Annotated in this window: 18 protein-coding genes; 14 read left to right on the forward strand and 4 right to left on the reverse strand. The window is 31.8% G+C overall.

The annotated features are described in order from the left end of the window. The first annotated feature begins 2 nt into the window (after positions 1-2). From ABS764_RS09260 to ABS764_RS09290, 7 genes are all read left to right on the forward strand, one after another. Complete coding sequence (locus ABS764_RS09260; protein WP_408081502.1) at positions 3-1,127, forward strand: glycosyltransferase family 4 protein; 1,125 nt, start codon at positions 3-5, stop codon at positions 1,125-1,127. 9 nt (positions 1,128-1,136) lie between these two features. Further along, positions 1,137-2,003, forward strand: coding sequence for a glycosyltransferase family 2 protein (locus tag ABS764_RS09265; protein ID WP_408081503.1), 867 nt, complete (start codon positions 1,137-1,139; stop codon positions 2,001-2,003). Positions 2,004-2,105: 102 nt separating this feature from the next. Next, positions 2,106-3,011 (forward strand): glycosyltransferase family 2 protein, encoded by a 906-nt coding sequence (locus ABS764_RS09270; RefSeq protein WP_408081504.1) that lies wholly within the window; start codon positions 2,106-2,108, stop codon positions 3,009-3,011. A gap of 71 nt (positions 3,012-3,082) precedes the next feature. Then, positions 3,083-3,904, forward strand: a complete 822-nt coding sequence (locus ABS764_RS09275) for a glycosyltransferase family 2 protein (RefSeq protein ID WP_408081505.1) — start codon at positions 3,083-3,085, stop codon at positions 3,902-3,904. A 255-nt stretch (positions 3,905-4,159) separates the two neighbouring features. Next, positions 4,160-5,053, forward strand: coding sequence for a hypothetical protein (locus tag ABS764_RS09280; protein ID WP_408081506.1), 894 nt, complete (start codon positions 4,160-4,162; stop codon positions 5,051-5,053). A 192-nt stretch (positions 5,054-5,245) separates the two neighbouring features. Beyond that, entirely contained in the window at positions 5,246-6,040 is a 795-nt protein-coding gene (locus ABS764_RS09285; RefSeq protein ID WP_408081507.1) for a glycosyltransferase family 2 protein, read from the forward strand. 83 nt (positions 6,041-6,123) lie between these two features. Next, positions 6,124-6,891, forward strand: coding sequence for a lipopolysaccharide kinase InaA family protein (locus ABS764_RS09290; RefSeq protein WP_408081508.1), 768 nt, complete (start codon positions 6,124-6,126; stop codon positions 6,889-6,891). A 62-nt stretch (positions 6,892-6,953) separates the two neighbouring features. On the opposite strand, the gene ABS764_RS09295 is transcribed toward ABS764_RS09290, so the two are convergent. From ABS764_RS09295 to ABS764_RS09305, 3 genes are all read right to left on the reverse strand, one after another. After that, a complete protein-coding gene (locus ABS764_RS09295) occupies positions 6,954-8,000 on the reverse strand; it encodes a UDP-N-acetylglucosamine 2-epimerase (RefSeq protein ID WP_408081509.1) in 1,047 nt (348 codons plus the stop codon). Next, the gene (locus tag ABS764_RS09300; RefSeq protein ID WP_408081510.1) at positions 7,993-9,072 is read right to left on the reverse strand and encodes a glycosyltransferase family 9 protein; all 1,080 of its coding nucleotides are present in this window, start codon (positions 9,070-9,072) and stop codon (positions 7,993-7,995) included. The genes ABS764_RS09295 and ABS764_RS09300 overlap by 8 nt, the downstream gene beginning before the upstream one ends. A gap of 137 nt (positions 9,073-9,209) precedes the next feature. After that, a complete protein-coding gene (locus tag ABS764_RS09305) occupies positions 9,210-10,025 on the reverse strand; it encodes a 2,3,4,5-tetrahydropyridine-2,6-dicarboxylate N-succinyltransferase (RefSeq protein ID WP_408081511.1) in 816 nt (271 codons plus the stop codon). Positions 10,026-10,176: 151 nt separating this feature from the next. On the opposite strand from ABS764_RS09305, the gene ruvX reads away from it, so the two are divergent. The 7 genes from ruvX to ABS764_RS09340 all read left to right on the forward strand — a co-directional run bounded on the left by ruvX (position 10,177) and on the right by ABS764_RS09340 (position 19,673). Further along, positions 10,177-10,593 (forward strand): Holliday junction resolvase RuvX, encoded by a 417-nt coding sequence (ruvX, locus tag ABS764_RS09310; protein WP_408081512.1) that lies wholly within the window; start codon positions 10,177-10,179, stop codon positions 10,591-10,593. Between the two features lie 112 nt (positions 10,594-10,705). Then, a complete protein-coding gene (locus tag ABS764_RS09315) occupies positions 10,706-12,199 on the forward strand; it encodes a malate:quinone oxidoreductase (RefSeq protein ID WP_408081513.1) in 1,494 nt (497 codons plus the stop codon). Between the two features lie 186 nt (positions 12,200-12,385). Beyond that, the gene (locus ABS764_RS09320) at positions 12,386-13,300 is read left to right on the forward strand and encodes a YihY/virulence factor BrkB family protein (RefSeq protein ID WP_408081514.1); all 915 of its coding nucleotides are present in this window, start codon (positions 12,386-12,388) and stop codon (positions 13,298-13,300) included. An 18-nt stretch (positions 13,301-13,318) separates the two neighbouring features. After that, positions 13,319-13,861, forward strand: a complete 543-nt coding sequence (locus tag ABS764_RS09325; protein WP_408081515.1) for an NADPH-dependent FMN reductase — start codon at positions 13,319-13,321, stop codon at positions 13,859-13,861. A gap of 109 nt (positions 13,862-13,970) precedes the next feature. Beyond that, entirely contained in the window at positions 13,971-15,833 is a 1,863-nt protein-coding gene (locus tag ABS764_RS09330; protein WP_408081516.1) for a DNA topoisomerase IV subunit B, read from the forward strand. A gap of 71 nt (positions 15,834-15,904) precedes the next feature. Continuing rightward, positions 15,905-16,930, forward strand: coding sequence for a PDDEXK nuclease domain-containing protein (locus ABS764_RS09335; protein WP_408081539.1), 1,026 nt, complete (start codon positions 15,905-15,907; stop codon positions 16,928-16,930). A gap of 7 nt (positions 16,931-16,937) precedes the next feature. Then, positions 16,938-19,673 carry a DNA gyrase/topoisomerase IV subunit A gene (locus tag ABS764_RS09340; protein WP_408081517.1) on the forward strand — a complete coding sequence of 912 codons (2,736 nt, stop codon included), beginning with the start codon at positions 16,938-16,940 and terminating at the stop codon, positions 19,671-19,673. A gap of 66 nt (positions 19,674-19,739) precedes the next feature. Here ABS764_RS09340 and ABS764_RS09345 read toward each other — a convergent pair whose 3' ends face one another. Next, positions 19,740-22,256 carry a hypothetical protein gene (locus ABS764_RS09345; RefSeq protein WP_408081518.1) on the reverse strand — a complete coding sequence of 839 codons (2,517 nt, stop codon included), beginning with the start codon at positions 22,254-22,256 and terminating at the stop codon, positions 19,740-19,742. Between the last annotated feature and the right edge of the window lie 6 nt (positions 22,257-22,262).

The following is a 22,262-nucleotide window of genomic DNA, read 5'->3' on the forward strand; positions in this document are numbered from 1 at the left end:
TTATGAAAATTATTTTAGATCCTCAGATTTTTAATATGCAAACTTATGGAGGTATTTCTAGGTATTACACTGAAGTTTTTAGCCGTTTAAAAAAAAATAAAAGACTTTCAATCACATTACCTATTGATAGCTCAAATAATGTTTATATAGCTAATAGTGGTTTATTATTGAAAGAAAAGAAAATAGTCACTTCTTTGATTAAAACTTTAAATGCTTTAGGTGTAAGTACTCGTTCGTTAAATAGGAAAATTAGTAAGAAACAAACAGAAAGACCATTAAGGAGTACCAAATTTGATTTATTTATACCTACTTATTATGACCCATATTTTTTGGATATTATTGGTAATAAGCCTTTTGTATTAACTGTTTACGATATGATTCATGAGCTAATGCCTCAGTATTTTGTAGGTGACCCATGGAATGTTGCGATTAATAAAAAGATATTAATTGAGAAAGCAACTAAAATTATTGCTGTTTCAAATAATACTAAAAAGGATATTATTAAAGTTTATCCACATATTGATGAATCTAAAATTGAAGTTATTTATCACGGAAATTCAATTCAGATTAATGAAAATGTAGTTGTTGATTTACCTGATAATTATATATTATTTGTTGGTTCTAGAGATAATTACAAAAACTTTTATTTTTTAGTTGAGGCAATAAAAGACTTACTAATTAAGGACTCTACACTAAAATTAATTTGTGCAGGAGGAGGAAAATTCAAAGAAGAAGAAATTGAGTTTATAAAAAGCATAGGTTTACAAGAGAAAGTAGAACAAAGGTATTTTGAAGAAGAACAATTAGGTTTGTTTTATAAAAATGCTAAGTGTTTTGTTTTTCCTTCCATGTACGAAGGCTTTGGAATTCCTGTTTTAGAATCTATGGCTTGTGGATGTCCAATTGTTTTGTCTAATACGAGTTCTTTTCCTGAAGTTGCAGGAAATGCAGGTATATACTTTGAAGTTAATAATAAAGAAGATTTAAAAAGTAAAATAGAAAAGGTCTTAGATGACGAAAAATATAGAGATTTTTATATTAGAAAAGGATTTGAGCAAGCAAAACAATTTAATTGGGATGTTGCTTCTTTCCAGTGTTTGGAACTTTACAAAAAAATAATAATATAAATTTGGAGAATGCAGAAGGAAGATGTTTTAATATCAAATAATACAGACTCAATTAATATTACTATAATAACAATAAATTATAATAATAATGAAGGATTGAGAAAAACTATAGAAAGTGTAGTTAATCAAGATTCTCAAAATTTCGAATATATAGTAATTGATGGAGGTAGTACGGATGGGAGTAGAGAAACTATAGAAAAGTTCTCGAAAAAAATAGATTATTGGGTTAGTGAAAAAGATTCCGGTATCTATAATGCGATGAATAAGGGGATAAAAATTGCAAAAGGCGATTTTATATTGTTTTTAAATAGTGGTGATTGGTTATTTGAAGAAAGCACTTTATCTAAAGTAAATTTACTCATCAATAATAAAAGCGATATATTTTATTGTAATACTATTTTTAAGTATGATAAGAAAGATGTAATAGTTAAATATGATAAAAAAATATCGTTTAAGTTTTTTATAGAAGATAATTTTTGCCATCAAGCTACTTTTATTAGGAAAAAACTATTTTATGATATTTTCTTCTATAATGAAAAATTAAAGATTGCTTCTGATTGGGAATTTTTTATTTATGCAATATGTATTAAAAATGTTTCTCACCAGTATCTTGACATTGTGGTTTCTAATTATGATCTTAGGGGAATTTCTTCTAGGCCTGAGTTTAGAGATTTGAGTTTGGGAGAAAGACAGCAAGTATTGAATACACATTTCCCAATGTTTATTTCCGATTTAGAAATGAGTCCTCAATTAAAAGATAAAAGGATTCCACAATTATTACATATAAAAAAATTTAAGCTAGCCTGGAAAATATTGAAAGGATTTATTAATTTTTTATTGTTTTTTCTCCCTAAACAAGGACATAAAAAGAGTTAAAATGACTTTTTAAATCTTTGGTTTGTAGATTTCTATTTTACAACAAATAAGCATTATTCATTTAGCCAAAAAGGGAATTCTATTCTTAAAAATTGATTTTATATGAGTGACGAAACTAATCATAAAATAATAAAAAATGAAACCAGTTTAAGACCTATGGATATAAATGAAAACTATTCTAAACTATCAATCATAACCATTAATTACAATAATAACATTGGTTTAATTAAGACAATTGAAAGTGTAATTAATCAAACATGGAAGGATTTTGAGTTTATAGTAATTGACGGAGGAAGTACTGATGAAAGCTTAGAAACAATAAAAAAGTATGATAAATATATTAATTATTGGGTTTCAGAAAAAGATAAAGGTGTTTATGATGCTATGAACAAAGGGATTCAATTAGCAAAAGGTACTTTTGTTAATTTTATGAATAGTGGTGATTGTTTTCATACTAATTCTATTTTGGAAGAAATTCATACTGATTTTGACGTAAAATACAGTGTGTTATTTGGTGAAGCATTCTATCTTGGTGGTGGATTTGATAGAATAGAAAAAGTTCCATCAAAATTGACTTTTTCTCATTTTTATACCTATGGAATTAATCATCAAGCGAGTTTTATTAAAAGAGATTTATTTTTTAAGTATTTTATGTATAATCTAGAATACAAAATTTGTTCAGACTGGGAATTTTTTATTTATGTACTATGTAAAAAGAATGAACCTTATAAACATTTACAGAAAACAATTTGTTACTATGATTTTTCTGGAATTTCAGCAATTCCAGAAAATTTGCACATATATAACCAAGAAAGAGAAATAATATTAAAAAAACATTTTCGGTCTTTTTATGAAGATTTTCAGGATTACAATATTGTAATTGATAGAAGAATTAGAAAAGTGTTTAGGATAAAAAATAATAGATTGTTATGGTGGGTTTTAAAGGCTCATATATCCATTTTTCTATTTTTTCTACCTAAACCTAATCTAAAAAATATTTTTTCTTAATAATTTGCTTTTTTATATTGTTACAGGTTATATATTATAGAGTAAAATATTTATAAAATTAAAGACAAAAAATGCCTCAAAAAATTTCGATAATTACTATAAATTATAATAATAAAAAAGGCTTAGAAAAAACTATACAAAGTGTCGTATGTCAGACTGAAATGGATTATGAGTTCATTGTAATTGATGGAGGTAGTACAGATGGGAGCAAGGAATTATTAGAAAGTTATTTAGAAAAATTAGATTATTGGGTGTCTGAATCTGATACTGGAGTATATAACGCCATGAATAAAGGTATTAAAGTAGCAAAAGGAGATTTTATTATTTTTATGAATAGTGGAGACTGTTTTTATGCAAATACCGTTTTGGAAAATGTAAAACCATTATTGGTTGATGAATATGATATATATTACGGAGATAATTATAAAATAAAACCTTATTCAAAAAGAAAAAAAACATATCCAGAGCGATTGTCTTTTACTTTTTTTTATTCAAGTTGTATTAACCATCAGTCAACGTTTATTAGAAGACAATTATTTTTTGATTATTTTCTGTACAATGAAAATCTTAAAATTGTAGCTGATTGGGAATTTTTCATCTATACTATTTGTGTAGAAAACCGACCTTATAAGTATTTAAAAATGACTATATCTAATTATGATTTTACAGGTATGTCATCTTTAAAATCAAATAAATCCTTAGTAGATTCGGAAAAATCTATAGTGTTTAATACTTATTTTTCGTTATTCTTAGAAGATTGTAAATTAATAGATTTGATAAAATCTAAGAGAATTCAACAAATTCTATATATAAGAGAATTTAAAATTCCTTGGAAACTTTTTAAAGGAATTATTAATTTTTTAGCATTTTTTCAGTCCAAAAAAAGCATATAATTGTGAAAAAAAAAGTAATCTGAGAAGTGAGTAATTTTTATGTTTTTATAACTAGGTAAAATTAGTTTTATATTATTTTATTAAGATTTTTTTAGCAAGAATTTATTTCATATTTTTGCTAAATATGTTTGTTTAAATATAATGAACATTTTTGAAGCAACCTTTTTTAAAAGTGTTATCTTAATAATAAAACTTTTTCAAAGCTTTTAAAAAAATAAGAATAAGATTTAGTTCCATTATCTTTAAAATTAATTAATGAAAAAAATTCATGTAGGTTTTTTACTTTCATACGATTATGAAAAGTTAAAACAATCCATACCACCCGTATATCATGCTGCTGATAGAATTTTTATAGCTGAGGATAGTAATAAAATAACTTGGTCTGGAAATAAGTTTAACGTAGATGAGTCTTTTTACCAATGGATTATAGAATTTGATGTTGACAACAAGATTGAATTTTACAGGGATAATTTTTATATACCTGAATTGTCAGCTATTGAAAACGATACTAGAGAGCGTCATTTACTTTCCTTAAAAATGGGAATTGGAAATTGGCTAATTCAAGTAGATAGTGATGAGTATTTTATTGATTTTAAAAGTTTTGTTCAAAATCTAAGAAAGTACGACCATTACCTCGATGATCCTGAAAAAAATAAGGTACAGTTTGCCTGCTTTTGGTTGATTATTTACAAGTATACAAAAGAGGGGATTTTATATGTTGATAAACCTATGAAGTCTGTTTTTGCTACCAATTATCCTAATTATAAATATGCGAGACGAACGAATGAACGGACTGTATATTTTGATAATTTGGTTTTACATGAATCGATTGCCCGTACCGAAGAAGAACTGCTGTGTAAACTAAAAAATTGGGGACATAGTAGTGAAGTTGATAAAAATTTTCTAAAAAAATGGAAAATGATTGATGAAAATAATTATGATCAATTTGAAGATTTTTATTATATAAAACCAAATCGCTGGAAAAAATTAGATTATTTACCAACTCGAAAAATAGGGGAATTTAAAAAAATAATGGTTTCAAAATCTAAACTCAGGATTTCAAAAAGTTATCTTATGTCTAAAAACTTTGGACAATGGTTTAAGTTTCTTTGGAAGAAAACTGATGCTGGTTTTCAAGAATATTTTTAATTATAAGCTAAGTAAACTAAAACTAAAGTAAAGATTTATAATTTTATTGATATATTTAAATTACTAAATTTTGAACCAATAAAGAGTGTTTATTATAAAAATTTTGTATTGTTTTTTTATTACATTTGGTGTCTTGAATCGAAATTTAAAGGATTTTAACCATTGTCGATTAATATAGACTCATGCTTTATAATGAAAACAGCTTTATTGATATCAACTTATAATTGGCCCGAGGCACTTGAATTAGTTTTGAAAAGTATTTTGTTGCAAACTAAACTACCTGATGAAATTATTATTGCTGATGATGGTTCAAATGAAAATACGAAATTTATTGTTAATGAATTTGAACAAAAAAGCGATATTCCAATTTATCATATTTGGCAAGAGGATATTGGTTTTAGAAAATCAAAAATTTTAAATAAAGCTATAGCGCAAACGTCTACCGATTACATAATTCAAATTGATGGGGACTGTATTTTGCAAGAAAATTTTATTAAAAATCATTTAAATGAGGCTCAAAAAGGAGTTTATCTTTATGGTTCAAGAGTAAATATTTTACCAGATTTTGTGCCTGATATTTTTTCAAACAAGAAAATTATTTTTAGTTTTTTTTCAAAAGAGATCAAAAATAGAACACGAAACTTATACTTTCCTTTTTTATCTAAATTTTATAAAAAACATACATGTATTTCCAAGAATTTTAGAGGTTGCAATGTGTCTTATTGGCGTAAAGATTTTATTGCTATTAATGGTTATAATGAAGATTTTGAAGGTTGGGGTAGAGAAGATTCTGATTTAGTCATTCGGATGGGAAATAATGGAGTTAGAGCTAAAAGGTTGCGTTATGCAGGGATATTGTTTCATATTTATCATAAAGTTAATTCAAAAGAAAAGTTGGCTTTGAATAATAAAATACAAGATGAAACAGTTTCACAGAAAATAATCGGAATTAGTAATGGAGTTAATAAGTATTTGAACCCCATATAAATTTATTAATAATTATGTCAAGATTTTAGCTTTTCAAGTAAGTTAACACTAAACTCAATATTTATTTTTGTTGAATACCTTTTATGAAATATACTATAAATCATTTTTTTGAAAAGAAAAAAAATGAAATCATTGAAATTATTAATAACTTCGATTCACAAGGAATCCTTTTTGGTAGCGGAAAAAGAAATAAAATTAAGTTATTTGAACTTGAAGGAAAAACAATCAATATTAAATCCTTTAAAATTCCACATTTAATTAATAAAATCGCCTACAAGTATTTCAGAAAAACAAAAGCGAGACGTTCTTATGAGTACGCTACAGTTTTACTGGAAAAAGGAATCGGGACACCACAACCAATCGCTTATTTCGAGAATTATGATGGTATAGGGTTAAAAGAAAGTTATTATGTGAGTGAACATCTTGTAACCGAATTGACTTTTAGAGAATTAGTTACTAATCCAAATTATCCAGATTATTCTAATATTTTAAGACAATTTACTCAATTCACGTTTCAGCTTCATGAAAAAGGAATAGAATTTTTAGATCACTCTCCCGGGAACACTTTAATTAAAAAAGGTAGTGAGGGGCAGTATCTGTTTTTCCTGGTTGATTTGAACAGAATGAATTTTCATCAAAGTATGAATTTTCATCAAAGAATGAATAATTTTAGGCGATTGACTCCGCAAAAAGGAATGATTACTGTTATGAGTAATGAATATTCAAAATTGTATACAGAAAAAACTGAGGCTGAAATTTTCAATAAAATGTGGGAATTAACGAATAATTTTCAAGAGGAATTTTACAGAAAAAAACGATTAAAGAAGAAACTTAAATTCTGGAAATCTTAGTTTAAAAATTTGTAATGAAGCAAAAGCCAATAATTAATTTCAAATAATTATTGGCTTTTTTCTTAAAAATATTTTTGGAAATAATACATTTTAAAATGTTTTCTGATTTTCCATTTTCTCAAAAAATTAAAAGGTTTGTTCTTTAAATAGGAGCGGTCTTTATTTAAGAAATCAAGGGCTGCTTTTACTATGCGCTCACTGGATTTTCCATCAGAATAGGGATGGGTAATTTTGACGTATTGTTCAATTTCTAATAATAAATCATCAGGGTAACTAAGGGCATGATCAATATTTTTCTCTAAGTCGACGGTTTCCGTTACATTGATAAGATGAGACATTATTTTGTTAGTTCTAAAAGTAACCACAGGTTTTTTTTGCAATAAAAATTCAACAATTGCAGAAGTAGTATCCGAGAGCATAATGTCAGCCTGTTTGAATAATGGAACTAAATCGGTAGTGTCATAATATTGAAAATTTTCACCATTTAATGATTCAAATTTATCTTTTGTTGCCTGATCTAATTTGGGGTGAAGTACGCAAATGAACCGGTATTTTCCGCTTTGTACCATCCTTTTTATTTCGTTAAAAACATCATCATTTAAAGCTAAACTCAATCGAGTTGTAAATGTTGAAGAAATCATGATAACAGGTTTGTGGTTTTGTTTTCTGTTCTCAATAGGAAATAAAGGATCGACTTTAGACCAGCCAGTTTCAACCACTTCAAAAAAACCAAGTTTTTGAGAAAGTTCTTTAAATACAGAAGTAGTTGACGGACCTTGAGTTAAATACAAATCAAAGAAACCTCTAATTCTAAAATGTGATTTCATTTCTTCTCGTTTGTTAGAAAGAAAACCGTGAAAAATTTGCACTTTAATTCCAGGAAAAAAATCAGGAACAACATCTGTAGCGGTTAGTACAATGTCAGGTTTGTAAGTCATAACTTCCTGCACTGAATTTAGAACCGGTTCGTTATTTTTAAAATAGCGTTTTGTTTCTTCTAAATCAGAAAACCAGTAAATTTGATGTCCCTGACGTTCAATTTCTTTTTGTATTGGGGCTCCGATAGGGATACTGTAAGGATATGAAATATAAATAAGGAATTTATACATTGCTATTTATATGTTTGTTAATAAAAAGAATCATTTCGTCTTGAAACAATACTGGTTTTAGTTTTTGGTAGAATTGCTGGTATTCTTTTTTTAGTTGTTTTCTTGAAAATTTAGTGAAAATTTCAGGTTGAAAATCTTTCAAATGTACCGCTTTGTGAAAAATACCATCTTCAAAGATACTCCAGCTGTCTTTATCAATCCATGGAGAGAAAAGGGTAAATGTAGGTTTATTCAAAGCCTTGGCTATATTTACAGCTCCGCCATCATTTCCAATTAATATAGTACAGTGATAAAGAATTTTCACAAGCGAACGAAGATCATTGCCTATAAGATCTAAGTTGATATTTTTTTTAGCTTCAGCATTGCATTGAGAAACAATATCTTCAATTTTGTTCTTCTGACTAGGCAGATAGTTTAGTAAAATTACTGAATGTGGATGATGAGCAGCGATGGCATTGAGTAATTCAATTAAATAGGGAATAGGATAGGTTTTATTTTCTTCGCTACCAAAAGCACTAATCATGATGATTTTTGTACTTGCAATATTTATATTATGATTTTCAAAAAATAATGCACCTTCAGCTATTTCATGTGGAGTTAAAAATAAGTGCGGATAAGAATCAATTTCCTGACCTTGCATTAAAAAAGAAAATAAATTCAACCTGCGTTCTATTGCTAGCCCTTGGTAAGTTTCTTTTTTATCAGGATGCGCTACTTTTTTATTATAAGCAAAAAATTTGTCTTTTTCTCTGTAACCTATTCTTTGAGGAGCTCCTGAAAAATAAGTAATCAAGCAGCTTTCAAGCTTTCCGTAAGCATCTATTACAATGTCGTATTTTTCTTTTCTGATTTCTAAAATGAATTTAAAAAAAGACAGTTTGTTTTTTCTGTATTTGTCAGAAAATTGAATAATATTCGAAATGCTTTTATTGTTAATAATAACAGGAACGGTAAATGAATTTACTAAGTAATCAATTTGAGCATTTGGATACGCTTTTCTCAGATTATTACAAATAATAGAACTGATGAGTACGTCGCCAATCATTTTCTGCTGAATTACAAGTATCTTCATATAACAAAAGTATTCTTTTTTTAATAATTACAAATGGATATAAAAAAATCAATTTTAGAGATGGGTTCTTAAAATAAAAATTCCAAATCCCAATGATTAATTGAAATTTGGAATTTTATATATTGAAAAATCAGTATTTATACTGCTACATCATATTCTCTTAACGCATTGTTCAATGACGTTTTCAAATCAGTAGAAGGTTTACGGGTACCGATGATTAAAGCACATGGAACCTGGTATTCACCTGCAGCAAATTTTTTAGTATAACTTCCTGGAATAACTACTGAACGGGCAGGTACAAAACCTTTCATTTCTACTGGAGTATCCCCGGTAACATCAATAATTTTTGTCGAAGCAGTCAAACATACGTTAGCACCCAAAACCGCTTCTTTTCCTACGTGAACTCCTTCAACCACAATACAACGGGAACCTACAAATACTCCGTCTTCAATGATTACCGGAGCCGCTTGTAATGGTTCTAAAACCCCACCAATACCAACACCACCACTTAAGTGAACGTCTTTACCAATTTGAGCACAGCTACCTACAGTTGCCCAGGTATCTACCATTGTTCCGGCATCAACATAAGCGCCAATGTTTACATAACTTGGCATCATGATTACACCACTGGAAATAAATGAACCGTAACGGGCAGAAGCGCCAGGAACTACACGAACTCCTTTTTCAGCGTAGTCTTTTTTCAATTCCATTTTGTCATGGTATTCGAAAATTCCGGCTTCCCAGGTTTCCATTTTTTGAATAGGAAAGTACATCACTACTGCTTTTTTAACCCATTCATTTACCTGCCATCCGTCCCCTTTTGGTTCAGCAACACGTAATTTTCCTGAATCTAATAATTCAATAACTTCTCTAATTGCGTTTGTAGTTGTTTCTTCCTGCAACAAAGCTCTGTTTTCCCAAGCTTGTTCTATAATTGTTTGTAATGCGTTCATGTTTAAAAAATTTTTGCACAAATATAATTCGATTTTTTTAATCCGCTCTGTTTTTAAAATAATTTGGTGGGATACTTTTAAAAATAATAGGCAGAATTCCTTTCAGGTTCTGATACAATCCGTTGTATATTTGCAATATTAAATTTTGATTATGCCAAGAATTCTCGCCATAGATTACGGACAAAAACGTACCGGAATCGCTGTTACTGACGAAATGCAAATCATAGCTTCGGGATTAACTACTATTCCCAGTGCTACCGCTATTGCTTTTTTGAAAGATTATTTTTCTAAAGAAAAGGTAGAGTTAGTACTCATTGGTGAACCCAAACAAATGAACGGCGAACCTTCGCAGAGTGCTTCCATTATTAAAGGATTTGTAACGCATTTTACGAATCATTTTCCGGATATGAAAGTCGTTCGGGTAGATGAACGTTTTACTTCTAAAATGGCATTCCAAACCATGATTGACAGCGGTTTGAATAAAAAACAACGTCAAAACAAAGCCTTGATTGATGAAATTTCGGCTACTATAATGCTTCAGGATTATTTGTCCCGTAAAACATTTTAATTATTTATCAAATAGAAGTTGTTTAGTGATAAATGTAACTTTTTGGAGGTGAATTAGCCTTTTAATTGTAATAATATTAAAGTATCTTTGCGCTTTATAAAAAAATACAATTATGTCTGATACAACCATACGCTCAAATAGTGATGTAGTTCTTATTGGAGCTGGAATTATGAGTGCTACCTTAGGTTTGATTCTGAAAGAATTGCAGCCTGATATTACCATTGATATTTATGAAAGATTAGATAGTGCAGCAGCCGAAAGCTCTGATGCATGGAATAATGCCGGAACGGGGCATTCTGCATTTTGCGAATTAAATTATACTCCCGAAGGAGCTGATGGAAGTATTGATACTAAAAAAGCGATCAGTATTGCAGAATCTTTTGAGGTTTCCCGTCAATTTTGGGCTTATTTAGTGCAGCAGGAAAAAGTATCGGCTCCGGAAAATTTTATTAAAAGAATTCCGCATATCAGTTTTGTATGGGGAGATAAAAATGTTGAGTATCTTACAAAACGTTTTAAAGCCCTTCAGGCTAATCCGCTTTTTGAAGAAATGCAATTCAGTACTGATTTTGCTGAACTGAAAAAATGGATGCCTCTGGTGATGGAAGGCAGAAAAGATTCGGATAAAGTTGCAGGAACTTCTATGGCTATAGGAACCGATGTGAATTTTGGGGAATTAACCCGAAATATGTTTGGTTACCTGACAAAAATGGAAGGAGTAAATATGTATTTTCATCATGAAGTTAGAAAATTAAAACAACGGGAGGATAAATCCTGGAGGATAAAAATAAAAAATCTGAGTGATGATTCCGTACGAAAAGCCTATACTAAATTTGTATTTATTGGTGCTGGTGGAGGATCTTTACCTTTATTAGAAAAAGCAGATATACCTGAAGGAAAAGGTTTTGGAGGTTTCCCGGTAAGCGGACAATGGTTAAGATGTACCAATCCTGATGTAATTGCACAACACGAATCAAAAGTATATGGAAAAGCAAGTGTAGGAGCTCCGCCAATGTCTGTTCCTCATATCGATTCCCGAATGATTAATGGAGAGAAACAATTATTATTTGGACCTTTTGCAGGGTTCTCCACTCGTTTTTTGAAAAATGGTAAATATTCTGATTTGCCAAAATCAATTCAACTCGATAATATTGTGCCAATGGTTATGGCTGGGATAAAAAACATTCCTTTGACTAAATATTTAATTGAGCAGGTACGTCAGTCTCCGGCTGACAGAATGAAAGCTTTAAGAGAGTATGTTCCGGGAGCTAAGTCTAAAGACTGGGTTTTGGAACGTGCCGGACAACGCGTTCAGGTGATTAAAAAAGATGAAAAAGAAGGTGGTAAATTAGAATTTGGTACTGAGGTTATTACTTCCGGAGATGGAACTTTATCCGTTTTATTAGGTGCTTCTCCTGGAGCTTCAACAGCAGTTTCTATTATGATTGATGTAATAGGCAGGTGTTATAAAGACCAAATGAAAACTCCGGAATGGCAGGCAAAGTTTAAAAAAATGATTCCTTCTTACGGACAAAAATTAAACGAAAATCCTGAATTATTGAAAGAAGTCAGAGCTAATACTGCAGAAGTTTTAAAATTAAAATAATTTAAAAAAAAAGTGATTTTATAGTAATCCCGGCATGAATAATGCCGGGATTTTTTTATGTATGATTTTTATGCAGAAGAAGGTGGTATTCATGATGTGGAAATATGATAACTATTTAGTGAAATATCGAAATAAGCTTTTTTTTTATTATTCTTAAATTTGGAAGGATAACTAAAAAGCAGTCTCGTGAAAAATCAAAATACATTTTCAAAATCGTGGAACCTACTAAAAGATACTTTTTTAGAATTTATGGATGATAATGCAATTAAATTAAGCGCTGCGTTATCCTATTACACCATCTTTGCATTACCGCCTTTGTTGATAATAATTATAACGATATGTGGTTTCTTTTTTGGAGAAGAAGCGGTTACGGGTGAGCTTTATGGACAAATAAACAGGATGGTAGGTGATGATGCTGCAATCCAGATTCAGGAAGCTATAAAAAACGTCCAATTAGCAGATAGTAATATTTTTGTCAGCATCTTTGGAGTAGTGATGCTGCTTATAGGTGCATCCGGTGTTTTTGCCGAAATTCAAAGTTCTATAAATTTTATTTGGGGATTAAAAGCCAAGCCGGATAAAGGTTTGAAAAAATTTATTCAAAACCGGCTTATGTCATTCTCAATGATTGTATCTGTGGGTTTTTTGATGCTTGTAAGTTTGATTTTAAATGCTACTTTAGATGTTTTGAATGCCAGATTAAAGCTATACTTACCTGAGAGCACTATCTACCTTTTTTATGTGATTAATTTAGTAATTGTTTTTGCGAGTATCACTTTGCTTTTTGCTATTATTTTCAGAACCCTTCCTGATGGAATCATAAAATGGAAAGATGCTTTTATTGGAGCTTCTTCTACTGCCGTTCTTTTTATGGTAGGTAAATTTGCAATTGGATTTTATTTAGGAAACTCTACTATTGGTAGTGTGTATGGAGCTGCAGGATCTGTTATTATAATATTAGTATGGGTCTATTATTCGGCTATAATTTTGTATTTTGGAGCTGAGTTTACAAAGGTGTATGCCAGATCATATGGTGGAGCCATTACTCCAAATGCATATTCAGTAAAAATAAAAAAAGAAATTTTCGAAGAAAAAGAGTAAAATCTAATACAGATAGTTATGAAAATAATCGCTTTTGGCGGAAGCCCAAGTAAAAATTCCATCAATAAAAAATTAGCCACCTATGCTGCTTCGTTGTTTGAAAATGCAGAAGTAGAAGTTTTGGATTTAAATGATTACCAAATGCCGCTTTTTAGTGTGGATATTGAGACTGAAATTGGTCAGCCTGAATTAGCTAAAACTTTTTTGGCTAAAATAGAGTCTGCTGATTTTTTAGTAGTTTCATTAGCAGAAAACAACGGAAATTATTCGGCGGCTTTCAAGAATCTTTTTGACTGGTGTAGTCGGATTCAAAAAGAAATTTTTCAACAGAAGCCTATGCTTTTAATGGCAACTTCTCCTGGAGGAAGAGGCGGAGCATCTGTTTTAGAAATTGCTGAAAATGCTTTCCCTCGCTATGGTGCCAATGTTAAAGCTACTTTTTCGTTGCCTTCTTTTAATGATAATTTTAATGTTAAAAAGGTAGAAATTTCTAATTCAGAATTGGATTATCAACTGAAAAAAATAGTCGAAAGTATCAAACTTAATTTTAAAAATACTTAATCTTTAAATCTTAAGTTTCATTGTCAATATCATTATTGATAACTTTGACCACAAGCCCTTTTAAAATAGGGTGAGATATGCTATATTAGCAAAAAATCCACAAAATTTAATGTCAGATCAAAGTAAATATACCGAAGATAATATTCGGTCACTGGACTGGAAAGAACATATTCGTATGCGTCCCGGTATGTATATTGGGAAACTGGGAGACGGTTCTTCGCCAGATGATGGTATCTATATTTTATTAAAAGAAGTACTCGATAACTGTATCGATGAGTTTGTCATGGGTGCCGGTAAAACGATTGAAGTATCTATAAAAGACAAAACGGTGGCCGTGAGAGATTATGGCCGTGGAATTCCGCTGGGAAAAGTGGTTGATGTAGTTTCTAAGATGAATACCGGAGGAAAGTACGATTCCTTAGCCTTTAAGAAATCCGTAGGTTTGAACGGGGTAGGTACTAAGGCAGTAAATGCCTTGTCTAATTTCTTTCGTGTAGAATCAGTTAGAGAGGATAAACAAAAAGCAGCGGAGTTTTCTGCTGGAAATTTAGTGCTGGAAGAAGATGTAATTGATACGACCAAAAGAAAAGGAACCAAAGTTACTTTTACACCCGATGAAGCTATTTTTAAAAACTACAAATTCAGAAATGAGTATGTGGTAAAAATGCTAAAGAATTATTGCTATCTGAATACAGGATTAACGATAATTTACAATGGGGAAAAATTCTTTTCAGATTACGGATTAAAAGATTTATTAAACGAAAATATAGCCGAAGAAGATAAGGTTTACGATATCATTCACTTAAAAGGAGATGATATCGAAATTGCGATGACTCACAGTAAATCCCAATACAGTGAAGAATACCATTCGTTTGTAAACGGACAAAATACAACGCAGGGAGGAACACATTTAGTAGCCTTTCGCGAGGCAATTGTAAAAACAGTAAGAGAGTTTTACAATAAAGGTTTTGAGCCTTCGGATATTAGAAAATCTATTGTGGGTGCGGTGAGTATTAAGGTTATGGAACCGGTTTTTGAATCGCAAACCAAAACTAAATTAGGTTCTACTGAAATAGGTTCGGAACCGGGAATGCCATCCGTTAGAACTTTTGTCAATGATTTTGTCAAAAATAATCTGGACAATTATTTGCATAAAAATCCGGAGACTGCCGATTTGTTGTTACGCAAAATTTTGCAGGCAGAAAGGGAGCGAAAAGAACTTTCGGGTATTCGAAAATTAGCTAAAGACCGGGCTAAAAAGGCGAGTTTGCATAACAAAAAATTGCGTGACTGTCGTGTGCATTTACCGGATGTTAAAAATCCAAGATATTTAGAAAGTACGTTGTTTATTACCGAAGGAGATTCGGCTTCGGGTTCAATTACCAAATCACGAGATGTGAATACACAGGCGGTTTTTAGTTTACGTGGTAAGCCTTTGAACTCGTATGGTATGAGCAAAAAAATTGTGTACGAGAACGAAGAGTTTAATCTTTTGCAAGCTGCTTTAGACATTGAAGACGACATGGAAAACCTGCGTTACAACAACATTGTAATCGCAACCGATGCCGATGTTGATGGAATGCACATTCGCTTATTGCTGATTACTTTTTTTCTGCAATTTTTCCCCGAATTAATCAAGGAAGGACATTTGTATATTTTGCAAACACCATTGTTTAGGGTTCGAAATAAAAAAGAAACTATTTATTGCTATTCTGAAGAAGAGCGAAAAGCAGCTATAGAAAAATTAAAACCAAAACCGGAAATCACCCGATTTAAAGGTTTGGGAGAGATTTCTCCAAATGAGTTTCAGTTTTTTATTGGAGAAGACATTCGTTTGGATCCTATCATGATGGACAAGAATACTTCGGTAGAGCAATTGTTGTCTTTTTATATGGGAAAAAATACCCCAGACCGACAAGAATTTATCATTAAAAATTTAAAAGTAGAATTAGATACTCTGGAGGAAGCTTAATGATTGTTAAACTATAAAATTTGCCTAAAGACCTTCAAAATATAGTTTTGTTTCAGCAAGTTGTTGCGCTATTGCAAAGCGCCCGACAACAAGTTTTGCGTACTGTAAACTCAACAATGGTATATACTTATTTTGAAATAGGCAAAATGATTGTTGAAGAAGAACAAAGCGGAAAAGAAAGAGCTGAATATGGAAAACAGTTATTAAAAGAACTTTCGCAGCAATTGACAAAAGAATTTGGAAAAGGGTTTTCTGTAGATAATTTGCAAAATATGAGGAAGTTGTATTTGGTATATTCAATTTCCGATTCAGTGTCTAATATTTCTAAAGAAGTGAATCGAAAATACGAGACAGTGTCTAGTATTTTTCAAAATGAAAGTAAAGAAAAGCTTTCTAAATTCACTGCAAACTTCCTATTGTCATGGTCTCATTATATTTTCTTGATGAGTATAGAGGACGTAAAAGAGAGGGGATTTTATGAAATAGAGTCAATTAGGTACAGATGGAGTTTAAGAGAATTAAAAAGACAATACGATTCAGCACTTTATACCAGATTGGCTTTAAGCCGGGATAGGGAAGGTATAAAGAAACTTTCTGAGAGAGGTCAAATTATAGAAAAACCAAAAGATATAATTAAGGATCCATACATTTTAGAGTTTTTGGGACTACCCGAATTGAATCAATATTCTGAATCTGATTTAGAAGAAGAAATCATTAATAAATTAGAACACTTTCTGTTGGAACTTGGTCATGGATTTACGTTTGTTGCCCGACAGGATCGAATTACATTTGATGATAAACATTTTAGAATAGATTTGGTTTTTTACAATCGAATCTTAAAGTGTTTTGTCCTTATTGATTTAAAAATAGGAGAATTAAAACATCAGGATTTAGGTCAAATGCAAATGTACGTGAACTATTATGATCGGGAAAAACGTATTGAAGGAGAAAACAAAACGATAGGCATTATACTTTGTCAAAACAAAAGTAACTTGGTAGTAGAATATACTTTGCCTGAGAATAATGAACAAATTTTCGCCAGTAAATACAAAACAGTTTTACCAAGTAAAGAAGATTTAATAAAATTAATTTCGTAATCAAAATATGAAAGACGAAGAAGACGATAACATCATTCCTGATAACGAAGAAAATAATTCAGAAGAAAATTCTATTGATGCGAATCAAGAAGGAGAAGACAGCGAAGAAATTATTAAAGTAGAAGCTCATTCTTTTGAAGGAGAGCATTTTTATGATCATCAGGAAGAAAGTGACGGCAGTGATACCATAACCAAAGTTACCGGTATGTACAAAGACTGGTTTTTGGATTATGCTTCTTATGTAATTTTAGAACGTGCAGTTCCGGCTATTGAGGATGGTTTTAAACCTGTTCAGCGCCGAATTATGCATTCGCTGAAAGAATTGGATGATGGTCGTTACAACAAAGTGGCCAATGTAGTAGGACACACGATGCAGTATCATCCGCATGGAGATGCGAGTATTGGTGATGCCATGGTTCAAATAGGTCAGAAAGATTTATTGATTGATTGCCAGGGAAACTGGGGAAATATTTTAACAGGTGACGGTGCTGCGGCTTCCCGTTACATCGAGGCGCGTTTGTCTAAGTTTGCTTTGGAGGTTTTGTATTCGCCTAAAATTACCGATTGGGGTGTTTCTTATGACGGTCGTCGTGCGGAACCCAACAATCTTCCGGTAAAGTTTCCATTGCTTTTAGCACAAGGAGCAGAAGGAATTGCAGTGGGGCTTTCTACTAAAGTGTTGCCGCACAATTTCAATGAATTAATTGATGCTTCTATTAAAATCTTAAAAGGAAAATCGTTTACGCTGTATCCTGATTTTATGACAGCCGGTATTGCCGACGTGTCTAATTATAATGATGGTATGCGTGGTGGCCGTGTGCGTGTGCGTGCTAAAATTGCGCAAATAGACAAGAATACCTTAGCGATTACACAAATCCCTTTTTCGACCAATACGACTACTTTGATTGACAGTATTTTGAAAGCCAATGATAAAGGTAAAATCAAAATCAAGAAAATTGAAGACAATACCGCTGCTGAGGTTGAAATTTTAATTCATCTGTATCCGGGCGTTTCGCCGGATAAAACCATTGATGCACTGTTTGCCTTTACGGCCTGTGAAACTTCGGTAGCGCCTTTAGGTTGTGTGATTGAGGATAATAAACCTTTGTTTATCGGTGTTTCGGAAATGTTGAAAATTTCCACCCACAGAACAGTTGATTTATTGCGACAAGAGTTGGAAATTCAGTTAGAGGAATTAAAAAATAAATGGCATTTTGCCACACTGGAAAAAATCTTCATTCGTGAAGAAATGTATATTGATTTCAAATTGTATTCAGACAAAGAAGCTTTATTTAAGTACATGTACGACCGATTTGAACCTTTCAAAAAATCATTTGTCAGAGCAATCAATGACGACGATTTACAGCGATTGACACAAATCCCGATGATTCGTATTACCCGTTTTGACTCTGATAAAGCAGATGATTTCATTTCTAGATTAGAAGAAGAAATGAAAGAGGTGGAATACAATTTAGAACACATTATTGATTTTGCTGTTTCTTATTTTACCAAATTAAAAGAGAAATACGGAAAAGGCCGCGAACGCCAAACCGAGTTGCGTATTTTTGATGACATTGAAGCGACTAAAGTAGTCTTAAGAAATACGAAATTGTATGTGGACAGAGCCGAAGGTTTTGTGGGTACCAGCTTGAAAAAAGACGAATATGTTACAGATTGTTCCGATATTGATGATGTAATTGTTTTTCTGCGTGACGGAAGTATGATGGTAACTAAAGTGGATGCCAAGACTTTTGTAGGGAAAGATATTATTCATGTGGCTGTTTTTGACAAAAGTGATAAACGTACCATTTACAACTTGGTTTACCGCGATGGAAAATCAGGACCTTCCTATATCAAACGTTTTAATGTTTCCGGTGTTACCAGAGATAAATTATACGATTTGACTAATGGAACAAAAGGTTCTATGGTGTTGTATTTTACCTGTAATCCAAATGGTGAAGCTGAGGTAATTACAATATTATTACGTCAAATAAGTAGCATTAAGAAATTAAAATTTGATTTGGATTTTGCTAAATTGGCAATCAAAGGTCGTGCTTCTAAAGGAAATTTGGTAACCAAATATCCAATAAAGAAAATCGAAATTAAAGAGAAAGGAATTTCTACTTTACTGCCAAGAAAAATTTGGTACGATGATACCGTTCAGCGTTTGAATGTAGATGGAAGAGGAGAGCTGCTGGGCGAATTCAGACCAAATGATAAAATTTTAATTGTTCAGCAAACAGGGAAATTAAAAGTTGTTATCCCGGAACTATCGACTCATTTTGAACCCGATATGATTGTTTTGGAAAAATGGATTCCTAAGAAACCAATTTCAGCGATTTATTATGATGGTGAAAAAGAGCGTTATTATCTGAAACGCTTTTTAGTAGAAAACGAAGGAAAAGAAGATAGTTTTATTACAGAACACCCAAAATCCCAATTAGAATTAGTTTCAACGGATTATCGTCCGGTTGTGGAATTAGTGTTTCCTAGAATAAAAGGAGTTCAAAAGGAAAGTGTAACAATTGATGTAGAGAATTTTATTGCTGTAAAAGGCTTTAAAGCGCTCGGAAATCAATTAACTACCGATAAGCTAAAACAGGTCAACAATTTGGAACCATTGCCTTATGAAGCTCCTGAAGAAGTAATTCCCGAAGAACTGGAAGTAAAAGGCGAATTGAATGCTGATGATACCAGTGTTAAACTTGATGATGATGGTCAGATAGGTCTTATTTTAGAATAAAACGATTGGTCTAAAATTATATACCCCAAAAAAAAGCAATTCTTTTTGGGGTATTTTTATGAACTGTTATTTCCATTCGGCATTAATTTCATTAATCATGGTCTGCGAGCCACCGTTATAAAGTATTCCAAAACTACCGGAAGAATCAGGGGCAATAGTTGCTTTTAAAAAAGCCTGAGGATAAACCCCGTCCGGAGTCGCTTTTTTTATTTCCGAATCCCCGTTTGATATTTTTGCAGTTAATTCATTAGCTTTTACTTCCAGTGTAATAGTGCATTTGCCCTTAAAAGCATTGGTAGAAAATGCCTGGCTTATTTCAGTAGCAATTCCGTTTTTATAGGCTAATAAAACACCATCTATTGCATCGTGGTGTTTTGTGGTTCTGATTAAACGTAATGCATAACCGGTCTGTGTTTCAGGCTTGTATTTTATAAGTATGTCCATATACATGTGCGCTACACTAAAACCCTGACCGGCCGTTTTAAAAGGCGTAACATCAAGTCTGATTTTCATGTCGCTGTAATCTCTTTTAATTGCATTATAAATTAGTTTTGCACTGCGTCCTGTCTGTAAAAGTCCCACTTGATTATTTGCACCATCAACCCCTTCTCCATAAAACCAGGCATCTTTAGTATTAGGAGCATCGTTATTCTGTATAAATGGTGCTAATGTCCAGAATCCCGGAATAATGGCAAGTTGATTTATGGTCGAATTATTTTTAAAATTAGTGGAAAGCCTGTTTTTTTCAGTTGTAATATCCTCGACTGAAACAGGATTTTTTGTGATTACAGTAAAACTTTTTCCGGCATCACTCCGAATGTGTTTTGGAGCTACTGTAGCCATAATGTAATAGCCGGTATCATTTATGGTAAGCGGATAATTAACAAGAGGGATATTGTTTCTACTCACTAAAATTTCAATAGCATTTTTTCCATTGCGGTCTGAACAGCGATACCATTTTATTTGAGATTCGTCTTTGAAAGAACTGTCAATCTGGTACTTCAGATTAATTGTTCCATTCTTTGGTTCCGAAAGTTGTGGTGCTTCTGCAAATGAAGGACTGGTTAATTTTGGCGGAGCCACATCAATTACAGTAACGGCTTCTAAACCGGAAGCTGTTTTAGCAGTAATGAGTATTGTTTTTACAGAATCATTGTAGTTATTAGGAGTTACTTCGCATTCGCTTCCATCTTCATTTGGTTTCAAACTTACAAAGGGTTTGTCTTTATCTTCTACTGACCAGATTATTTTTTCACCTTTTAATTCATAATTGCCAAAACGGTTTACTATTGTTTTTAAAACGGCTTTATTTTTGTTCGTTTCTATCGAAATCTGATCAGGAGTAATCAAAAGTTGGGTGGGTAGCTGTGTATATTTTTTCTGATTTGCTTTCTCAGCAGCTAAAACAGTGTTTTTTATCTGCATTGGATCCCAATTGTCATTGCCAGACAGCAGGTTATAAGTATTGTAAATGGTTTTTCTATTATAATTAAAACAGTAAGCATCCAGAACAGCAAGGGTATCCATGTTTACTGTGGAAGCAGGATTGTTTTTTTCGATAAAAACCGGCTTGTTATTGAGTCTTAGCTGGTATTGGTAATTACGGGTTTGATCAGGCAGGTTATCGTTCCATCCAAGATAAATATCATTTTTAGCTACAAAACGAGTGTCAATAACTGCAAGCTGACCGTTAGCTTTTGTAAAAAACTGATTTCCGGAAGTCAATGATTGGATATCACAATTCAGGAACACCGCTCCCGTACCGCGTGTCCAGTAAAAGGGTTTAGAACTGTAAAAATCCAGCGTACAGTTGAGGTAAACAGCGGTTCCGCATAAAGCATCGTCTGTAGATTCAAAATGGCATCTGTCGAAAAGTACTCTTTTACCACCAACAAACGGACAAAGATTGAGGCGACTGATAAAACGCGTATTGCGGGCTAAAATTTTATCACCGTCACAATGAATCAATTGTGCCTGGACAATAGCCGAAGCCCGTTTTGTTCTGTTTAATGCTGGTTTTAATGGATATTCTAAATCTACATTACAATAATTACCAAAAGTAACATTCTCTGAACCGGTTCCCTGTCCGGAGAATTTAAACAGTGTAAAATTGCCAATTGCACCAATGGTTTGCCCGCGATTAGCTGCCAGTACCACATTCTCAGGATTGTCAGTAAGTCCATAGAATTTTAACCATTCACATTTTATAATTAAACCATAAGGAACACTGCCGTCTCCTTCCGGTTTTCTGATTTCAGGATCATCAGGATTGTCAATCCAGTACACATTTGGAGCTATATACAATGTCATTGGTGCACTTTCCGTTCCGTCACTAAGATGTTTTACAGCTTCATTTACAGAATTATAGATGTAAGGATATTTGGCAGTCTGAGCATCAGTGAGTTCCCTGTCAATAAAAAAAGATTTTGGACCTAACACAATCGTTTTTCCTTTATACACAATGGTTTTTCCTGTAAATAAAACAGGATTTTTATGATCTAATGATTGATAGTTTGTTTTTTCCTGAGCATTTAAAACAATACAGAAGAATAAAGACAGGTAGTAAAAATATTTTTCTTTCATAAGCCA

The organism is Flavobacterium plantiphilum (genome assembly GCF_046000495.1).
GTDB classification, from domain to species: Bacteria; Bacteroidota; Bacteroidia; order Flavobacteriales; family Flavobacteriaceae; genus Flavobacterium; species Flavobacterium plantiphilum.